General features: G+C 69.9%; 15 protein-coding genes and 1 riboswitch. Of the genes, 7 read left to right on the forward strand and 8 right to left on the reverse strand.

Going from position 1 to position 16,778, the window contains the following annotated elements:
• Positions 1 to 35 precede the first annotated feature (35 nt).
• Complete coding sequence (locus RZO50_RS08195) at positions 36 to 1,964, reverse strand: ABC transporter ATP-binding protein (protein ID WP_322599224.1); 1,929 nt, start codon at positions 1,962 to 1,964, stop codon at positions 36 to 38.
• Positions 1,965 to 2,064: 100 nt separating this feature from the next.
• Positions 2,065 to 3,405, reverse strand: coding sequence for an ion channel protein (locus RZO50_RS08200; RefSeq protein WP_322599225.1), 1,341 nt, complete (start codon positions 3,403 to 3,405; stop codon positions 2,065 to 2,067).
• Between the two features lie 96 nt (positions 3,406 to 3,501).
• On the opposite strand from RZO50_RS08200, the gene RZO50_RS08205 reads away from it, so the two are divergent.
• Genes RZO50_RS08205 through RZO50_RS08215 form a run of 3 tightly spaced genes read left to right on the forward strand, consistent with a single transcriptional unit; the run spans position 3,502 to position 6,145 of the window.
• Positions 3,502 to 4,443: an ABC transporter ATP-binding protein gene (locus tag RZO50_RS08205; protein WP_322599226.1), complete on the forward strand. Its 942-nt coding sequence runs from the start codon at positions 3,502 to 3,504 to the stop codon at positions 4,441 to 4,443.
• On the forward strand, positions 4,440 to 5,318 hold the full coding sequence (locus tag RZO50_RS08210; protein ID WP_322599227.1) for an ABC transporter permease: 879 nt from the start codon (positions 4,440 to 4,442) through the stop codon (positions 5,316 to 5,318). The genes RZO50_RS08205 and RZO50_RS08210 overlap by 4 nt, the downstream gene beginning before the upstream one ends.
• Positions 5,315 to 6,145, forward strand: a complete 831-nt coding sequence (locus RZO50_RS08215) for an ABC transporter permease (protein ID WP_322599228.1) — start codon at positions 5,315 to 5,317, stop codon at positions 6,143 to 6,145. The genes RZO50_RS08210 and RZO50_RS08215 overlap by 4 nt, the downstream gene beginning before the upstream one ends.
• 24 nt (positions 6,146 to 6,169) lie before the next feature.
• Here RZO50_RS08215 and RZO50_RS08220 read toward each other — a convergent pair whose 3' ends face one another.
• The 6 genes from RZO50_RS08220 to RZO50_RS08245 all read right to left on the reverse strand — a co-directional run bounded on the left by RZO50_RS08220 (position 6,170) and on the right by RZO50_RS08245 (position 11,323).
• Entirely contained in the window at positions 6,170 to 6,523 is a 354-nt protein-coding gene (locus RZO50_RS08220) for a Fe-S protein (RefSeq protein WP_322599229.1), read from the reverse strand.
• Between the two features lie 66 nt (positions 6,524 to 6,589).
• The gene (gene ribH / locus RZO50_RS08225; protein WP_322599230.1) at positions 6,590 to 7,066 is read right to left on the reverse strand and encodes a 6,7-dimethyl-8-ribityllumazine synthase; all 477 of its coding nucleotides are present in this window, start codon (positions 7,064 to 7,066) and stop codon (positions 6,590 to 6,592) included.
• A complete protein-coding gene (gene ribA / locus RZO50_RS08230; RefSeq protein WP_322599231.1) occupies positions 7,063 to 8,340 on the reverse strand; it encodes a GTP cyclohydrolase II in 1,278 nt (425 codons plus the stop codon). Before ribA ends, ribH begins: the two co-directional genes overlap by 4 nt.
• Positions 8,337 to 8,978, reverse strand: a complete 642-nt coding sequence (locus tag RZO50_RS08235) for a riboflavin synthase (protein ID WP_322599232.1) — start codon at positions 8,976 to 8,978, stop codon at positions 8,337 to 8,339. Before RZO50_RS08235 ends, ribA begins: the two co-directional genes overlap by 4 nt.
• Positions 8,979 to 10,019 (reverse strand): bifunctional diaminohydroxyphosphoribosylaminopyrimidine deaminase/5-amino-6-(5-phosphoribosylamino)uracil reductase RibD, encoded by a 1,041-nt coding sequence (ribD, locus tag RZO50_RS08240; RefSeq protein ID WP_322599233.1) that lies wholly within the window; start codon positions 10,017 to 10,019, stop codon positions 8,979 to 8,981.
• A gap of 69 nt (positions 10,020 to 10,088) precedes the next feature.
• Positions 10,089 to 10,249, reverse strand: a riboswitch (FMN riboswitch).
• A gap of 54 nt (positions 10,250 to 10,303) precedes the next feature.
• A complete protein-coding gene (locus tag RZO50_RS08245; protein WP_322599234.1) occupies positions 10,304 to 11,323 on the reverse strand; it encodes a LacI family DNA-binding transcriptional regulator in 1,020 nt (339 codons plus the stop codon).
• Between the two features lie 140 nt (positions 11,324 to 11,463).
• Here RZO50_RS08245 and RZO50_RS08250 point away from each other — a divergent pair, with 140 nt between their 5' ends.
• The 4 genes from RZO50_RS08250 to RZO50_RS08265 all read left to right on the forward strand — a co-directional run bounded on the left by RZO50_RS08250 (position 11,464) and on the right by RZO50_RS08265 (position 16,718).
• The gene (locus tag RZO50_RS08250) at positions 11,464 to 13,479 is read left to right on the forward strand and encodes a beta-galactosidase (RefSeq protein WP_322599235.1); all 2,016 of its coding nucleotides are present in this window, start codon (positions 11,464 to 11,466) and stop codon (positions 13,477 to 13,479) included.
• The gene (locus RZO50_RS08255) at positions 13,476 to 14,411 is read left to right on the forward strand and encodes a carbohydrate ABC transporter permease (protein ID WP_416211581.1); all 936 of its coding nucleotides are present in this window, start codon (positions 13,476 to 13,478) and stop codon (positions 14,409 to 14,411) included. Before RZO50_RS08250 ends, RZO50_RS08255 begins: the two co-directional genes overlap by 4 nt.
• Entirely contained in the window at positions 14,408 to 15,307 is a 900-nt protein-coding gene (locus tag RZO50_RS08260) for a carbohydrate ABC transporter permease (protein ID WP_322599236.1), read from the forward strand. Before RZO50_RS08255 ends, RZO50_RS08260 begins: the two co-directional genes overlap by 4 nt.
• A gap of 82 nt (positions 15,308 to 15,389) precedes the next feature.
• Positions 15,390 to 16,718 carry an ABC transporter substrate-binding protein gene (locus RZO50_RS08265; protein WP_322599237.1) on the forward strand — a complete coding sequence of 443 codons (1,329 nt, stop codon included), beginning with the start codon at positions 15,390 to 15,392 and terminating at the stop codon, positions 16,716 to 16,718.
• Positions 16,719 to 16,778: the final 60 nt, after the last annotated feature.

A 16,778-nucleotide genomic window follows, 5' to 3' on the forward strand; every position in this document is an offset into this window, starting at 1 on the left:
CTCCCGGGCCGGCGGGCGGGAGGCGGACCCGAGGGTCAGACCAGCAGCTGATGCTTGGCGAGGTCGCGGTACAGGGGCGTCGACTGGACGAGCTCGGAGTGGGTTCCGGCGCCCACGACGCGACCGTGCTCCATCACGACGATGAGATCGCTGTCGACGACGGTGGACAGGCGGTGGGCGATGACGATCAACGTGCGCCCCGCGGCGACGGCGTCGATCGCCTCGCGCATGCGCTGTTCGTTGAGGCCGTCGAGCGAGGACGTGGACTCGTCCAGGAGCAGGATGGGAGGCGCGGCGAGGAGGGCGCGCGCGATCGCGAGACGCTGACGCTCACCGCCGGAGAGCATGACGCCGCTTTCTCCGACGGCGGCGTCGAGGCCCTCGGGGCTGCGGTCGAGCACGTCGCCGAGGTTCACCGCGCGCAGGACCCGCTCGCAGTCCGCGTCGCCGGCCTCGGGGGAGGCCAGGCGCAGGTTCTCCCCGATCGTGCCCGCCAGGGTGGGGGCATCCTGCTCGACGTAGCCGAGGCGCGCGCGCAGATCGTCGCGGTCGAGGGTGCGTACGTCCCGCCCGTCCAGGAGGATCGCTCCGCCGGTGGGGTCGTAGAAGCGCTCGATGAGCGAAAGAGTGGTGCTCTTCCCCGCCCCGGACGGTCCGACCAGGGCCACGCGCGACCCACGGGGCACGCGGAAGGACACCCCGCGGAGCACTTCGTTCGACCCCGCGGCGGCCGGCGACGCGACGGCGGTGTGATCGGAGAGGGGCACGGCGGAGGTGTCCACGTGCGCGCTCTCCAGCACCGCGCGCGCTTCGGTCTCGGCCGTGCGGCGCGCAGCGACGACGTTCTCCGGATAGCCGAACCGCACGTCACGGAACTCCACGGCGGCGGGGGAGCCGGGGATCGTGGCCTCGGGGGCCACCGTCGCGGCGATACGGGCGTCGTCCTGTGTCTCGGTGGGGAGATCCAGCACTTCCTGGATGCGTCCGAGCGCGCCCAGCGCTTGGTTGACCGAGGTGATGGCGCCGAAGAACGACCCGAGCGGCCCGACCAGCAGGAACAGGAACATGACGAAGGTCACGAGGTCTGCCACGCCGATGGCCCCGTCGGCGACCCGGTAGCCGCCGAGGCCGAGAACCGCCAGCAGCGACACCTGCAGGGCGATGCCGGCGATCGGCACGACGAGGGCAGACACCTTCGCGATCCGCACACCCACCCCGTAGGCGTCCCGCGCGACGCCGTTGAGCGCCGCTTCCTCGCGGTCGCTCGCGCCGGCGGCACGCACGGTGCGGATGGATCCGACGGCGCGCTCGACGCCGGAGGCGAGCTCGCCGACCTTCACCTGCTGTTCCGACGTGGCTTTGCGAATCCGGCCGCTGAGGGTGACCACGGCCAGGATCGAGACACCGAGAACGATGACGATCGCACCCAGGAGCAGCGGATCGATCAGGGCCATCGCGACGATCGCGCCGAGGAAGATGAGCGCGTTGCCCACCGCGTCCGCCAGCCCCTGGGTGAGCACCGCGTACAGGAGGGTCGTATCGGTGCCCACGCGCGAGACGAGGTCGCCGGTGCGGCGCGCGTCGAACTCGCTGATGGGCAGGTGCAGGATGCGGGAGATCAGCCGTCGCCGACTGGAGTACACGACGGCGGTTCCGGTGCGCTGCAGCAGGTAGTGCTGGTAGCCCGAGATCACCGACGACACCACGACGAGGGCGATGATGGCCCACACGAGCATCCCGAGGGACTCGCCGGCCTGCACCGATTCGATGACCTGGCCGACCAGAAGCGGCTGGGCGAGGGTGGTCACCGCCCCGAACACGCTGAGGATCGCGACGATCACGAGCACCGCGCGGTGCTCGAAGAGGAACGGCAGCAACTGCCGGAAGCTCGCCCGTGGTCCCGCATCCGGCGCGCCGCGGCCGAATCCTCGACGGGGGCGGGTGGAGCGGGTGTCAGCGGACATGCGGGGACCTCGGGAAGGGGGACGGTTCACCTTCGACCGTACTTCGCTTCGCGGCGCCCCGACGACGCCGTGCGCGAACGATGTGGCGGGGTGTGCCGGCTCAGGCGGGTTTGGCGGCCGCGTCCGCGCCGCTGTCGTGACCGCCGGGCGGGGTGATCCGCATCTCGGGCAACCGGGCGACCGCCAGCCAGCCCGGCAGCACGACCATGCACAGGATCGGGACCATGGTGGGGTCGCCCGAGACGACGGCGGCGATGAACAACGACAGCCAGCCGTCGCGGATGACGACCAGACACACCCCGAGGACGCCGGCCGACACCGCGATCGTGAGCGGGATGTCGGGGAAGACGGCGTAGGCGAGCACGCCGATCGCGGCGCCGATGAAGACGGCGGGGAAGACGCGCCCGCCGCGGAACCCCGCGGCGCCGGCGATGAGGAGGGCTGCCAGCTTGACCAGGACGATCAGCGCGAGCTGCCAGGCGGTGTAGTCGTCGGCGGACTCGGCGAGCTGGGCCATCTGATCGAGGCCTTTGAAGAGGGTGATCGGGCCGCCGATCGCACCGAGCAGTCCGAGCAGGAGCCCGGCGACGGTGAGGGGCAGGATGGGGTCGCGCCAGCGGTGGAAGAGCCGGTGTGCGACGGGAAAGGCGAAGAGGAGCCCGAGACCGGCGACGATCGCCGCCGCAGCCACGACCAGTGCGAAGCCCAGGTCGCGCAGGATGTCGAGCTCGAAGTCGGGGAGCGGGATGGCGAGGCTGGCGTGGTGCGACATGAGCATCACGATCGAGCCGGCTGCCGCGGAGACGAGCGGGGCGAACAGTCGATCCCACAGCAGTTCCTTCGAGGCGATCGTCGCGGCGACCGACGTGACCAGGAGGGCGGCGCCGACGGGGGAGCCGAACAGGGCGCCGAACGTGCCGGTCACCACCATGAGGACGATGAGCTTCGTGGGGATCTTCGGCACGAGCCGGCGGCACACCCAGACGGCCAGGGCGACGTTGATCGTGATGATCGGCGCCTCCGGGCCGAGGCTGACGCCGGTGGCGAGGGTGAGGATGGCGGCCGCAGCCAGACCGGGAAGGGTCGACAGCGGCATCGGTGGGGGGAAGAAGGACTCGGTCGCCGGGTCGGGGCCGGCGTGCCCCGGGGCGAAGCGCACGATGAGGCCCGTCGCCAGCCCCGCACCGGTGAGGATGCCGATGATCCAGCCGGCGCTGTCGGGGTCGATCCCGCCGGCCGCCGGCAGCGCCTCCCACAGAAGGTCTTCGAGGGCGAGCGCCGCGAGGTCGAGGACGATCAGCCCCAGCGCGCTGCCGATGCCGATCAGCAGCGCGGGCAGCGACAGGGCGAGCAGTCGTTTGGTGGGCGAGGGGCGCGCGGCCACGGCGTGATCGTGTTCGCGACCGAATTCCGGAACCGGACGGGCATCGGCGTCGGCCATCAGAACCCCCAAGGTCATCGAGCGCCGTCCGTGCGGCTGACGGCGCGTTGCCAGGATAGGGGACCGGGTCTGCCCCCGTGGGGTTATCCTCTCCTGGTGCCCGAACCCGTGATCTCCGCGCGACACCTTCGGAAGACCTATCGGGTGAAGGGGAAGGCCGACTTCGTCGCGGTCGACGACCTGTCGTTCCAGGTCGAACCCGGAGAGTCGTTCGGGTTGCTCGGCCCCAACGGGGCCGGGAAGTCCACGACCATGAAGATGATCGGTGCGGTCTCGGGACGCACCGGGGGCGACCTATCGATCCTGGGCCTGGACCCCGACCGGAACGGTCCGGACATCCGGTCCCGACTGGGGGTGGTCCCGCAGCAGGACAACCTCGACGGAGAGCTGAACGCACGGGAGAACCTCTACATCTACGGCCGCTACTTCGGGCTGCCGTCGCGGGAGTGCCATCGCCGGGCCGATGAATTGTTGGCCTTCGCACAGCTCGAGGAGAAGGCGAAGAACAAGGTCGACCAGCTCTCCGGCGGGATGAAGCGGCGCCTGACGATCGCACGGGGCCTGATCAACGACCCCCGCATCCTGCTGCTGGACGAACCGACCACCGGCCTGGACCCGCAGGCGCGCCACGTCCTGTGGGACCGCCTGTTCCGGCTGAAGGAGCGCGGCACCACCCTCGTGCTCACGACGCACTACATGGACGAGGCCGAGCAGCTGTGCGATCGACTGATCGTCGTCGACCAGGGGCGCATCATGGCGGAGGGATCGCCGGCATCGCTCATCCGCGGACACTCCAGTCGGGAAGTGCTGGAGGTGCGCTTCGGCTCGGACCGCAACGAGCAGGTCGCGGCGCAGCTGGCGGGCATCGGCGACCGCGTGGAGGTGCTTCCCGACCGGATCCTGGTCTACGCGCCCGATGGTGAACGGGCCCTCGAGGAGGTCACCGCGCGGAACCTGCACCCGAGGACCTCGTTGGTGCGTCGATCCAGCCTGGAAGACGTCTTCCTGCGCCTGACCGGACGGTCGCTGATCGAATGATTCCGCACGACACCGACACACCGTCGGCGGCTCTGGACGAGCTGCGCGAGGAAGCCCTTGCGTGGGGTCGCCGGCCGCGCGCCCGGGGGGCGCTGTATGTCACCGAGCACATGGTGCGAGCCATGCGCGCCTACGGGTGGACGATCATCGTGGGTGCGCTCGGCCAACCCGTGCTCTACCTGCTGGGCCTGGCCGTGGGGCTGGCCGCGCTCATCCAGGCCCCGATCGAGGACGGCGGACAGCAGGTGCCGTACCTCGTCTTCGTGGCCCCGGCCCTGCTGATGACCTCGGCGATCGCGGTGGCGAGCGAGGAGTTCACCTACCCGGTGATGGCCGGCTTCAAGTGGCGGCGCTACTTCTACGGCTTCTCGGCCTCGCCGCTGTCGCCGGGGCAGATCGCCACCGGCGTGGTCGCGGGGGCGGCGGCTCGCATGATGGTCACCGTCGTGCTCTATTTCGTCTTCATCGCCCTGTTCTTCGCCGTGCTCCAGCCCGACGCGCTGGTGGTCGGCACGGCGTGGCTCGCGGTGCCGATCGGTCTGCTCGCCGGTCTCTCCTTCGGCGTGCCGCTGCTGGCCTACGCCGCGTCGATCGTCGACGACAAGGGCCAGTTCGCGCTGGTGCAGCGATTCGTGTTCATGCCGATGTTCCTGTTCTCGGGCACGTTCTATCCGCTGACGAACCTTCCGATCGGCCTGCAGTGGATCGGCTGGATCTCGCCCCTGTGGCACGCGACCGAGCTGGGCCGCGTGGTCACCTACGGCAAGGAGTCCGACGCGGCGATGATCGCCGTCCACCTCGCCTACCTGCTGCTGCTCACCATCGGCGGGCTCGTCCTCGGGCGCCGCCTGTTCGCGAAGCGGCTCGCGGCATGAGCGGGGGCGTGGCGACCCGCACTGCGCCCGCGACGCGTGCCGGCGGGGTCCGGTCGCTGTGGGCCGGAAACCCTCAGGCGGTGGTGCAGCGCGGCCTGATCGCCGCGCGCTCCTCGAGCTGGGTCGTCGTCCTCTCGGGTTTCTTCGAGCCGGTGTTCTATCTGCTGTCGATGGGCATCGGCCTCGGTGTGATCATCGGCGACGTGCAGACCGCCCAGGGCGTGCAGGTCTCGTATGCCGCGTTCATCGCTCCGGCGCTGCTGGCGGTGTCGGCGATGAACGGGGCGATCTACGACTCGACGTGGAACGTCTTCTTCAAGCTCAACTACGGAAAGCTCTACGAGGGGATGCTCGCGACATCGCTCGGGCCGCTGGATGTGGCTCTCGGGGAGATCCTCTACGCGCTGCTGCGCGGACTGGTCTACGCGTCGGGCTTCCTGGTCATCATGCAGATCGCCGGCCTCAACCTGGCGTGGACGGCGATCCTCGCCCTTCCCGCGGTGCTGGTGATCGCGTTCGGGTTCGCCGCGGTGGGCATGGCTGTCACGAGCTTCATGAAGACCTTCCAGCACATGGATTGGATCAACTTCGTCCTGTTGCCGATGTTCCTGTTCTCGGCGACGCTGTACCCGATCTCGGTCTACCCGGAGGCGATCCAGCACATCATCATGGCCTTCCCGCTGTGGCATGCGGTGGAGCTCATCCGGGGTCTCACCATCGGGGTCCTCACCGCCGACATGCTGTGGCACGTGCTCTACTTCGCGGTGATGATCGCCGTCGGTCTGGTTTTCACGACCCGACGTCTGCGCGCGCTGTTCCTCGATTGACCCGCCGACGCATCGACGACGGGATCAGGTCCAGAGCACCGCGATTCCCGCGTTGACCAAGGTCAGCGCACCGATCGACCAGAAGACGCCTGCGGGGACCGATCCGCTCTTGCGCTGTCGGGCCGAGCCCATGCCGAGCAGTGCTCCGATCACGAGGAGGATGACGAGCTTGACGCCGATCTTGGCGTAGTTCAGATCGCCGTCGGTCCCCCACGGGGCGGCCAGCGCCAGACCCGCGACCGCCGCGACCGCGAGCCCCCCATTCATCAGTCGAGTGATCCGCTGACGTCCCCCGAAGGCTTCCACCGCCCACGCGCCGAAGAGCAGGGCGAAGCCCACGAGGTGGACCAGGACGACGAGGTGGCGAACGATCTCCATGGGTGACAACCTACGACCCGGCGCGACCCTCCCGCCAGGAAGGTCGCCCTCACCGGGCGGATGCGGTCAGCCGCGAAGCGAGCGCACGACCAGGGCGGTGCGCACGGCGGCATCCGCCGCCTCGGCGCCCTTGTCCTCCGTCGACCCCTCGAGACCGGCGCGGTCCAGGCCCTGCTGCTCGTCGTCGAGGGTGAGCACCCCGAACCCGACCGGCCGGCCGGCATCGAGCGACACCCGGGTGAGGCCGTCGGTGGCGGCGGCTGCGACGAAGTCGAAGTGGGGCGTTCCCCCGCGGATGATCACGCCGAGCGCCACGACGGCGTCGGCGCCGCCGGCGAAGGCGGCTTGCGCCGCCACGGCGAGTTCGAAGGAGCCGGGGACCCGCACGAGGCGGTGGTCGGCCCCGGCGGCATCCAGCACGCGGCGCGCGCCGGCGATGAGGCCGTCGGTGATCGTGTCATGCCACGTGCCGGCGATGACGACGACCGACAGCCCGGAGGCGTCGACAGGGGTGGGGGTGTTCGGTGCTCCGGTGCCACTCATGCGCCGGCTCCTTCCTTCATCTGCGCGACGGCGTCGGCGAGGTCGTCCTCGGCGATGATGTGACCCATCCGGTCGCGTTTGGTCTCGAGGTACTGGTGGTTGTTGGGGCCGACACCGACCAGGAGCGGCACCTGCTCGACGATGTCCAGCCCGAAATCGCGCAGCTGCTGCACCTTGTCGGTGTTGTTGGTGAGCAGACGCACCCGTTCGATGCCGAGGTCGGCCAGGATGCCCGCGGCGGCGGCGTAGTCTCGTGCGTCGGCCGGGAGACCCAGTTCGAGGTTGGCGTCGACGGTGTCGTACCCGCGCTCCTGCAGTCCGTAGGCGCGCAGCTTGTTGATCAGGCCGATGCCGCGTCCCTCGTGCCCGCGCATGTACACCACCACCCCGCCGTCCTGCTCGATGGCATCCAGCGCCGCGTCCAGCTGCGGGCCGCACTCGCACTTCAGCGAGTGGAACGCCTCGCCGGTGAGGCACTCCGAGTGCACGCGCACGAGCGGCGCGTCGGCCGAGAGGTCCCCGGAGACCACCGCCAGGTGGTCGGTCCCGGTCGAACGGTCCTTGTAGGCGAGGAACCGGAACGAACCGTGTGCGGTGGGCACGCGGGACTCGGCGCGCAGACTCACCCGCCGCCGGTGGGTGTGCGCGGAGGGGGCACCGTCGGGGTCGACCTCGGCGAGGTGGGCGATGAGCTGCTCGATGGTGATGACCGGCACGCCGTCGCGCTCGCCGAGTTCGAGCAGTCCCGGCAGGCGCATCATCGAGCCGTCTTCGGCGACGACCTCGGCGATCGCACCGACCGGCTCGAGACCGGCCAGACGCATCAGCTCCACGGCGGCCTCGGTGTGTCCGCTGCGCTCGCGGACGCCGCCGTCGACGGCGCGCAGCGGCAGGATGTGGCCCGGACGGATGACGCTGGTCGGTGTGGAGGAGGGGTTCGCCAGGACATTGAGGGTGTGGGCCCGGTCGGCGGCGCTGATCCCGGTGGAGATGCGGTCGGCCGCGTCGACGCTGACGGTGTACGCCGTGCCGCGGGCGTCTTGGTTCGTCTCGACCATCGGGGGCAGGTCGAGAGCGTCGGCGCGTTCGGCGGGCATCGGCGCGCAGATGAAACCGCTGGACCATCGGACGGTCCAGGCGATCCACTCCGGGCTCGCCAGTTCGGCCGACAGCACGACGTCGCCCTCGTTCTCGCGGTTCTCGTCGTCGGCGACGAGGACCGGGCGGCCCGCGCGCAACGCCTCGAGGGCCGCGGAAATGGGGGAAAGGCTCATCGTGAGCCTCCTTCCGGAACGGCGCCGGCCGTCGGCGCGAAGGCGAGCAGGCGCTGCACGTGGCGTGCCAGGATGTCGGTCTCGAGGTTGACGCGGTCCCCGACGGCACGCTCGCCGAGGGTCGTCGCCGTCAGGGTCTCGGGAATGAGGGACACTTCGAACCACGCGGTCTCCTCGTCGGGCACGGACGCCGCGCTGACGGTGAGGGAGACGCCGTCGACCGCAATCGAGCCCTTGTCGACGACGAGCGGTGCGAGATGGCCGGGCAGGGCGATCCTCAGGACCTGCCACTGGTGGCCCGGTCGCACGTCGAGCACCTCGCCGGTGCCGTCGATGTGGCCTTGGACGATGTGCCCGCCGAGGCGGCCCCCGGTGGTGGTGGCGCGTTCGAGGTTGACGCGTCGGCCGGGCGCGGCCCCGGCGAGCGTGGACATGTCGACCGTCTGCTTCATGACATCGGCGGCGAACCAGTCCTCGCCCCGGTCGACGACCGTCAGGCACACGCCCGAGACGGCGATCGAGTCGCCGTGGCCGGCGTCGGAGACGGCCAGCGGGGCTCCCACCGTCATACGGAGGCCGTCGCCGGACGGTGTGACGGCGACGATCTCGCCCAGCTCCTCGATGATTCCCGTGAACATTCAGTTGCCTTTCGTGGGGTCCGCCGTCGGGGCGGGGCGGGCGACGATCAGCAGGTCGTCGCCGAGCATGTCGACCGAGACGGTCTGCAGCCGTCTCGCATCTCGGATGGTGGTGATGCCGATGTCGCCGATCGCCGCGTGTCGACCCCCCAGCAGCATCGGCGCGACATAGGCGAGGATCTCGTCGGCCAGCCCCGCGCGAAGGAACGCGCCGGCGACGGTGGGGCCGCCCTCCACGAACACGCGGTGGAAACCGAGGCCGTGGAGCTCGGCCAGGAGGGCGGGCAGGTCGTGACCGCGGCGGTGGAGGAAAGGACGCGGATGGCGGCGAACGGCGGCCGTCTCGGGGATGTCTCGGCTCCCCAGGATGAGCGGCACCGGTTGCCGGTCGTGCAGATCGCCTCCGGGGGTCCTCGCCGTCAACGCCGGGTCGTCGGCGAGGATGGTGCCGATCCCGGCGACGATGACGTCCGCGTCGGCCCGGCGCCGGTGGACGTCCTCCCGGGCGGCGGTGCCGGTGATCCACTGGCTCGTGCCGTCGTCTGCCGCGGCGCGACCGTCGAGGGACTGCGCCCACTTGACGGTCACGTGCGGCCGGCCGAGGCGCTGGGCGTCGAGCCAGGAGGTGAGCAGGTGGCCGCCCTCGTCCGCGAGGAGGCCGGCGATGACCTCGACACCCGCGGCGCGGAGGCGCTCCGCGCCGCCCGAGGAGGCGTCTCCGGGGTCGTCCACGGCGTAGACGACGCGGGCGACGCCCGCCGCGAGCAGCGCTTCGCTGCAGGGGCCGGTGCGCCCGGTGTGATCGCATGGCTCGAGGGTCACCACCGCGGTGGCGCCGCGCGCGGCGCCGGCGGGGAGTTTCGCGAGGGCGTCGACTTCCGCATGGGCGGTCCCCGCACCTCGATGCCAGCCTTCGGCGAGGACGTCGCCGTCGGGGGAGAGGATGACCGCGCCGACCTGGGGGTTCGCGCCCCGTGGTCCCCGGTGCGCGAGCGAGAGGGCGCGCCTCATCGCCTCGGTCTCCACCGGTGTGGCCGACATCCGTCTTCTCCTCGTCACGGCTGGTCTGCGCGCGCGGGCAACGGGAAGCGGCGACGCGCGAAGCGTCGCTCGTGCTTCCTCCCATCCGGACTCGCGGTGGGTCTCCCCATCGCATCACCGTCGGTTCCGGAGTTCCACCGGATCAACCCGATCGGGCATCTGGTTCGATGCCGTCGCGGGTTCGCGGACTCTCACCGCCGGTTCGGATTCTCACCGACCCCGGAGCACGTCGAAGCTCATTCTAGGTCAACGCGGCGCGCGGGTATCCATTCCCGCCGTCATGCTCACGCTGATCCCCGCCAGATCACGGGGCAGTCGAGGAGGGTCCCTTCCCCCGTCGCCGGGTCGCCGTCGATCTGGCGCAGCACCGCCGCAGCGGCGGCGCGCCCGAGGTCACCGGCCGGTTGTCGCACCGTGGACAGTGCCGGCTCGCACCGCATCGCCCAGCTGCTGTCGTCGAATCCGACGACTCCGACGTCCTCCGGGATACGGCGACCGGATGCCTGGAGGACATCCACCGCGCCGGCGGCGACGGCGTCGCTGGAGGCGAAGACGCCGTCGAGGTCGGGATGGCGCGCCAGGAGGGCGCGCATCCCGGCCTGTCCGTCGCCGTAGGAGTACAGCGGGACCGCTTCGACCAGACTCGCGTCGAACGCATCTCCCAGCGCGTCCGTGAAGCCGGCGAGTCGGTCGGCGCCCGAGTCGCGGTCGAGGGCGGCCGCGATCATCCCGACCCGGGAGCGTCCGGTCTCGCGGAGGCGGGTGGTGATCGCGTGAGCGGCACGCCGGTTGTCGATCGCGACATACGCCGCCTGCCCGATGTCACGAGGGTGCCCGACGTATGCCGCGGGGATGTCGAGCCGCGACACGGCGCGGGTGATCGCGTCTCCCTCCCGGGCGGAGACGATGATGACGCCGTCGATGAGGCCGCCGCTGAGGTAGTTGCCGAGGCGGGCGATATCGCGCGGAGAGTCGGCGATGAGGGTGGCCATCTGGTAGTCGGCTTCCGAGAGCGTCTCGTTGGCGCCGAGCAGGATCGACCCGATGTTCGGATCCTCCACGAAGAGGGAGTGGGGTTCGTGGACGATGAGCCCGACGGCCTGCGAGCGTCGCATGACGAGGCTGCGTGCGGCGCGGTTCGGAACGAATCCGACCTTCACGATCGCCGCTTCGATCGCCTGCCGCGCGTCGTCGGAGACGTATCGCTGGCCGTTGAGGAAGCGACTGACGGTGCCGCGGGAGACTCCCGCCTGCACGGCGACATCGTGCACCGTGGCACGACGGCGGCGCTGGGGCTGATCCACGGGACCATCGTAGGTGCACGCGCACAGCCGCCGCGGTGTTGACCGTCCGGTCGGGGTGTGTATAGTCTGTGCACGTTCACACAAGCTGTATCGATGACGATTCATCATCATCTGTGCACGTTCACAGATTCGAGGAGACCATGGTGGCCCCCGCACGAACCTTCGCCCACGACGGCATCGCCTTCGGAGGTGACTACAACCCCGAGCAGTGGGACGAGTCGGTGTGGGCCGAGGACGTGGCGCTCATGCGCGAAGCGGGGGTGGACCTCGTCGCGGTCAACGTCTTCGGATGGGCCCGCGTCGAACCCCGCCCGGGGGAGTTCGACTTCTCCGGGCTGGACCGCATCCTGGACATGCTCCACGCCGCCGGGATCCGGGTGAACCTCGCCACCGGCACCGCCTCACCGCCTCCGTGGCTGGCGCACCGGCACCCCGAGATCCTCCCCGTCACCGAGGACGGCACGCACCGCTATCCGGGTGGTCGTCAGGCCTTCTGCCCCAGCTCTCCGGTGTTCCGCGACGCCGCGCTCCGGCTCGTCGAGGCCGTCGCCTCGCGGTACGGCGCGCACCCTGCGGTGGCGCTGTGGCACGTCTCCAACGAACTCGGCTGCCACAACGCGCTGTCGCACAGCGACGCGAGCACCGACGCCTTCCGTCGCTGGCTGAGAACCCGCTACGGCACGGTCGCGGCCCTCAACGACGCGTGGGGGACGGCGTTCTGGTCCCAGGAGTACGGCTCCTTCGACGAAATCCTCACCCCCCGGGCCGCGCTGTCGGCGCGGAACCCCGGCCAAGCGCTGGATTTCCACCGCTTCAGTTCCGACGCGTTGCTGGAGCTGTACCGCGCCGAGGCCGCGGTCATCCGCCGCCACAGCGAGGTGCCGATCACGACGAACTTCATGGTCGCCGCGCACATCGAGAACATGGACTACTGGCAGTGGGCCGGGGACATGGACGTGATCGCCAACGACCACTACCTCGACCACCGTCTCGGCGACCCGCGCACGGAACTGTCCTTCGCCGCCGACCTCACGCGGGGACTGGCCCACGGGACGCCGTGGATCCTCATGGAGCACTCCACCGGAGCGGTGAACTGGCAGCCGGTCAACCACGTCAAGGCCCCGGGGCAGCTCGCCCGGAACTCCCTCACCCACGTCGCGCGCGGCGCCGACGGGGTGTGCTTCTTCCAGTGGCGCGCGTCCGTGCAGGGAACCGAGAAGTTCCACTCGGCGATGCTCCCGCACGCCGGCACCGACTCGGCGCTGTGGCGCGAGGTCGTCGACCTGGGTGAGACCGTCGAGCGCATCGGGGAGGTCGCCGGGACCCGCGTGGTCGCCGACGTGGCCCTGGTGTTCTCGTGGGAGTCGTGGTGGGCAACGGACGCCGAGACCCGCCCGAGCGCCGCGTTCGGCTACCTCGACCAGGTGCACGCGGCCTATGCGGCACTCGCCGGCCTGCACCTCACCGTGGACATCGTCGCGCCGGGCGCGCCGCTGGCGGACTACCGGCTGGTCGTGGTGCCCGGCCTGCACCTCGTCCGCGAGGCGGAGGCGGCGGTGATCACGGACTGGGTGGCGCGCGGCGGCACGGCTCTGGTGACGTTCCTGTCGGGAACCGTCGACGCCGAAGACCGCATCTACACCGGCGGCTACACCGGCCCGTTCCGCGAGGCCCTCGGCGTGCGCGTCGAAGAGTTCGCGCCCGTGCCGGTCGACGCCGTGCTGAGACTCGAGTCGGGGGGTGCCGCGACGCTCTGGTCGGAGCGCATGCGCCCCACGACCGCCGAGGTGATCGACACCGTCGTCGACGGACCCGCCGCGGGTTCCCCCGCCCTCACCCGCAACGCCTGGGGCGATGGGGCGGCGTGGTACCTGGCCACCCTTCCGGACGCCGAGACGTACGGGCGCATCGCGGCGAGGATCGCCGCGGAGGCAGGTGCCGCGCCCGCTGCCCGGGTGGAGGGAGCACCTCGCGAGGTCGAGGTGGTGCGGCGCCGCGGCGACGACCGCTCCTACCTGTTCGTCGTCAACCACACCGTCGAGGATGTCCGCGTCCATGCGGCCGGATTCGACCTCATCACGCAGACGCCGGTGAGCGGCGCCTGCGAGGTGCCCGCGGGCACCGTGCGCATCATCAGAGAGGAGTGCGCCTCATGACCGCCGATGTCATGCCCCGCACCGTCCCGGTTCCGGGGCGGCGGCGGAGCGCGAAGCCCGGTCGCGGTGCGGTGAGCCACCGCTCGTCGATCGCGATCTTCACGGTGCCTTTCGGCATCCTTTTCCTGCTGTTCTACCTGCTGCCCATCGGGTACGCGGTCTGGCAGTCGTTGCTCGTCGTCGAGCGCGACGGCACGTACGGTGCGCCGGAGGAGGTCTTCGGCTGGTTCACCCAGTACGCGCTCGTGATGCAGAACGGCCCGTTCTGGGAGTCGGTCGGCCGCGTGCTGCTGTTCGGCATCGTGCAGGTGCCGGTCATGCTCGGGCTGGCGTTGCTGTTCGCGCTGCTCCTGGACTCGCCCGTCCTGAAGGGCAAGAAGTTCTTCCGACTCGCCTTCTTCGTGCCCTACGCCGTTCCCACGGTCATCGCCGCGATCATGTGGGGCTTTCTCTTCTCGCCCAACCTGTCGCCGTTCACCGATGTGACCCGCGCGGTCGATTTCCTCTCGCCCGAGCTCGTGCTGTGGTCCATCGCCAACGTCGTCACGTGGGTCTACGTCGGCTACAACATGCTGATCATCTACTCCGCTCTGCTCGCGATCCCCTCGGAGGTGTACGAAGCGGCGCGCCTGGACGGCGCGGGCCAGATCCGCATCGCCTGGTCGGTGAAGATCCCCATGGTGATGCCGGCGATCATCCTCACCGCGATCTTCTCGATCATCGGCACCCTCCAGCTTCTGGCGGAGCCCCAGGTGTTCCGCTCGTTCAGTTCCGCGGTCTCGAGCACCTTCACCCCGAACATGACCGTGTACGCCACCAACTCCATCCCGAACGTCAACCTCGCCGCGGCCTTCTCGGTCGTGCTGGCGCTGGCGACGTTCGTGCTGTCGTTCACGTTCTTGAAGCTCACCCAGCGGAAGGCCGACTCATGAGCGTTCTGACCCGCACCGCCGGCGCGACCTCCGACGACCTCCGCACGGGCAAGGGTCCTCGTGAGAGCCTGCTCTCCCGCGGTGCCGCACTGCTGATCATGGGCGTGTTCACGCTCTACTTCCTCGTGCCCATCTGGTGGCTGTTCATCTCGTCGACCAAGGATCGCGGTCAGCTGCTGACGACGAACGCGCTGTGGTTCGCCGATTTCAACCTGTTCGCCAACATCGGCGATCTGCTCGCCTACAGCGACGGCGTCTACATCCGCTGGCTCGGCAACAGCCTGCTCTACGCCGGATTCGGAGCGCTCGTGGCGACCTTCCTGGCCGCGATGTGCGGATACGCCCTGGCGAAGTACCCGTTCCGCGGGAGGGAGCTGTTCTTCAACGTCGTCCTCGGCGGCGTCCTCGTCCCGGCCACGGCCCTCGCCCTCCCGCTGTTCCTGCTGTTCAGCGAGGTGAACATGACCAACACGATCTGGGCCGTGCTGCTGCCCAGCATCGTGAGCCCGTTCGGGGTGTACCTCAGTCGCATCTACGCGGCATCCAGCGTCCCCGATGAGCTCATCGAGGCGGGACGACTGGACGGCGCGGGGGAGGTGCGCACCTTCTTCACCGTGTCGATCCGTCTCATGACACCCGCCCTGGTGACGGTGTTCCTGTTCCAGTTCGTCACCATCTGGAACAACTTCTTCCTGCCGTTGATCATGCTGCGCAGCCAGGAGCTGTTCCCGGTCACCTACGGTCTCTACACCTGGAACACGCAGCTGAACCAGATCCCGGAACTTCGCACGTACGTCCTCGTGGGGTCGCTGCTGTCGATCATCCCGCTCATCATCGCCTTCCTCCTGCTGCAGCGCTTCTGGCGCACGGGCCTCGGCTCGGGCTCGGTCAAATGACCCGGCGCGCAGGAATCCGAACGTCGGAGTCCGGCTCCGGCATCCATCAGTAAGTCCGTCCCTCACAGAAAGCACGCACATCATGCACAACACCAAGAGAGCAGTCGCCACCGGCGTCGTACTGCTCAGCGCCGTGGCGCTGGCAGGTTGCACCTCCGACGGTGGATCGGGTGACGGCGGCGACGCGGCCGCCTGCACCCCGGCCGACGGTCCCGTCACGCTCGAATTCACCTCGTGGATCCCGGGGATCGAAGACGTCGTGGCGCTGTGGAACGATGCGAATCCCGACGTCCAGGTCGAGGTGCAGACCGGCCCGAACGGCAACTCCGGCACGTACCAGAACTTCTTCAGCCAGCTCGAGGCCGGAAACGCCCCCGACCTCGGGCAGATCGAGTACGACGCCCTGGCCAGCTTCCGGGTGCAGGACGGCCTGGCCGACCTCTCCGGTTGCGAGGACGTCGTCGCCGCCGAGTCCCAGTTCATCCCGTGGACGTGGAACCAGGTGACCCTCGGTTCGGACGGCGTCTACGGCGTGCCGCAGGACTCGGGCCCGATGGCCTTGTTCTACCGTTCGGACCTGTTCGAGCAGGCCGGCATCGACGTGCCGACCACGTGGGACGAGTACCGCACCGCCGCCGAGGCGGTCCGCGAACAGGGCGGGTACATCACCAACTTCTCCACGAGCGACATCAACCAGTTCGCAGGATTCGTGTGGCAGGCCGGCGGCGACTGGTTCTCCACCGAGGGCGACGCCTGGACCGTCGACCTCGCCGGCGGACAGTCGCAGACCGTCGCCGAGTACTGGCAGGGCATGATCGACGACGACCTCGTCGCCACCTACCCGGCCTGGACCGAGGAGTGGAACAACGCCTACAACTCGGGAGAGGTCTGGACCTGGAACTCGGCCGTGTGGGGCGCCAACTCCATCTCCAGCGGCGCCCCGGACACCGCCGGGAACTGGTCGGTCGCCCCGTCCCCGCAGTGGAACGCGGGCGAAGCGGCCGCGGGAAACTGGGGCGGGTCCTCCACCGCGGTCTTCCAGGGCACCGAGCACCTCTACGAGGCGACGCAGTTCGCGCTGTGGCTGAACACCTCGGAAGAGGCGCTGACCGCCCTCAACCAGGGGGCGAACCTGTACCCCGCCACCGAAGCGGGCCTGGAGCTGCCCGTTCTCGCCGAGGGTGTGGAGTTCTACGGCGGGCAGGCCATCTACGACGTCTTCGCCGAGGCGGCGGGCGAGGTCAACCCCGACTTCCTGTGGGGCCCGACCATGACGCAGACCTACGCGGACGTCTCAGACGGCTTCCAGCGTGCGGTCACCGGACAGGGCACTCTCGAGGAGGCGCTCCAGTCGGCTCAGGAGTCGACCATCGCCACCCTCGAGGCGCAGTCCATCCCCGTCGCGGAGTGATCCGACGATGACCCGGCGCCTCCGCGGCACGCTGTCGACGCACCGGCGTCGCATCCGTGC

Source organism: Microbacterium xanthum (assembly GCF_034531355.1).
Lineage (GTDB): Bacteria > Actinomycetota > Actinomycetes > Actinomycetales > Microbacteriaceae > Microbacterium > Microbacterium xanthum.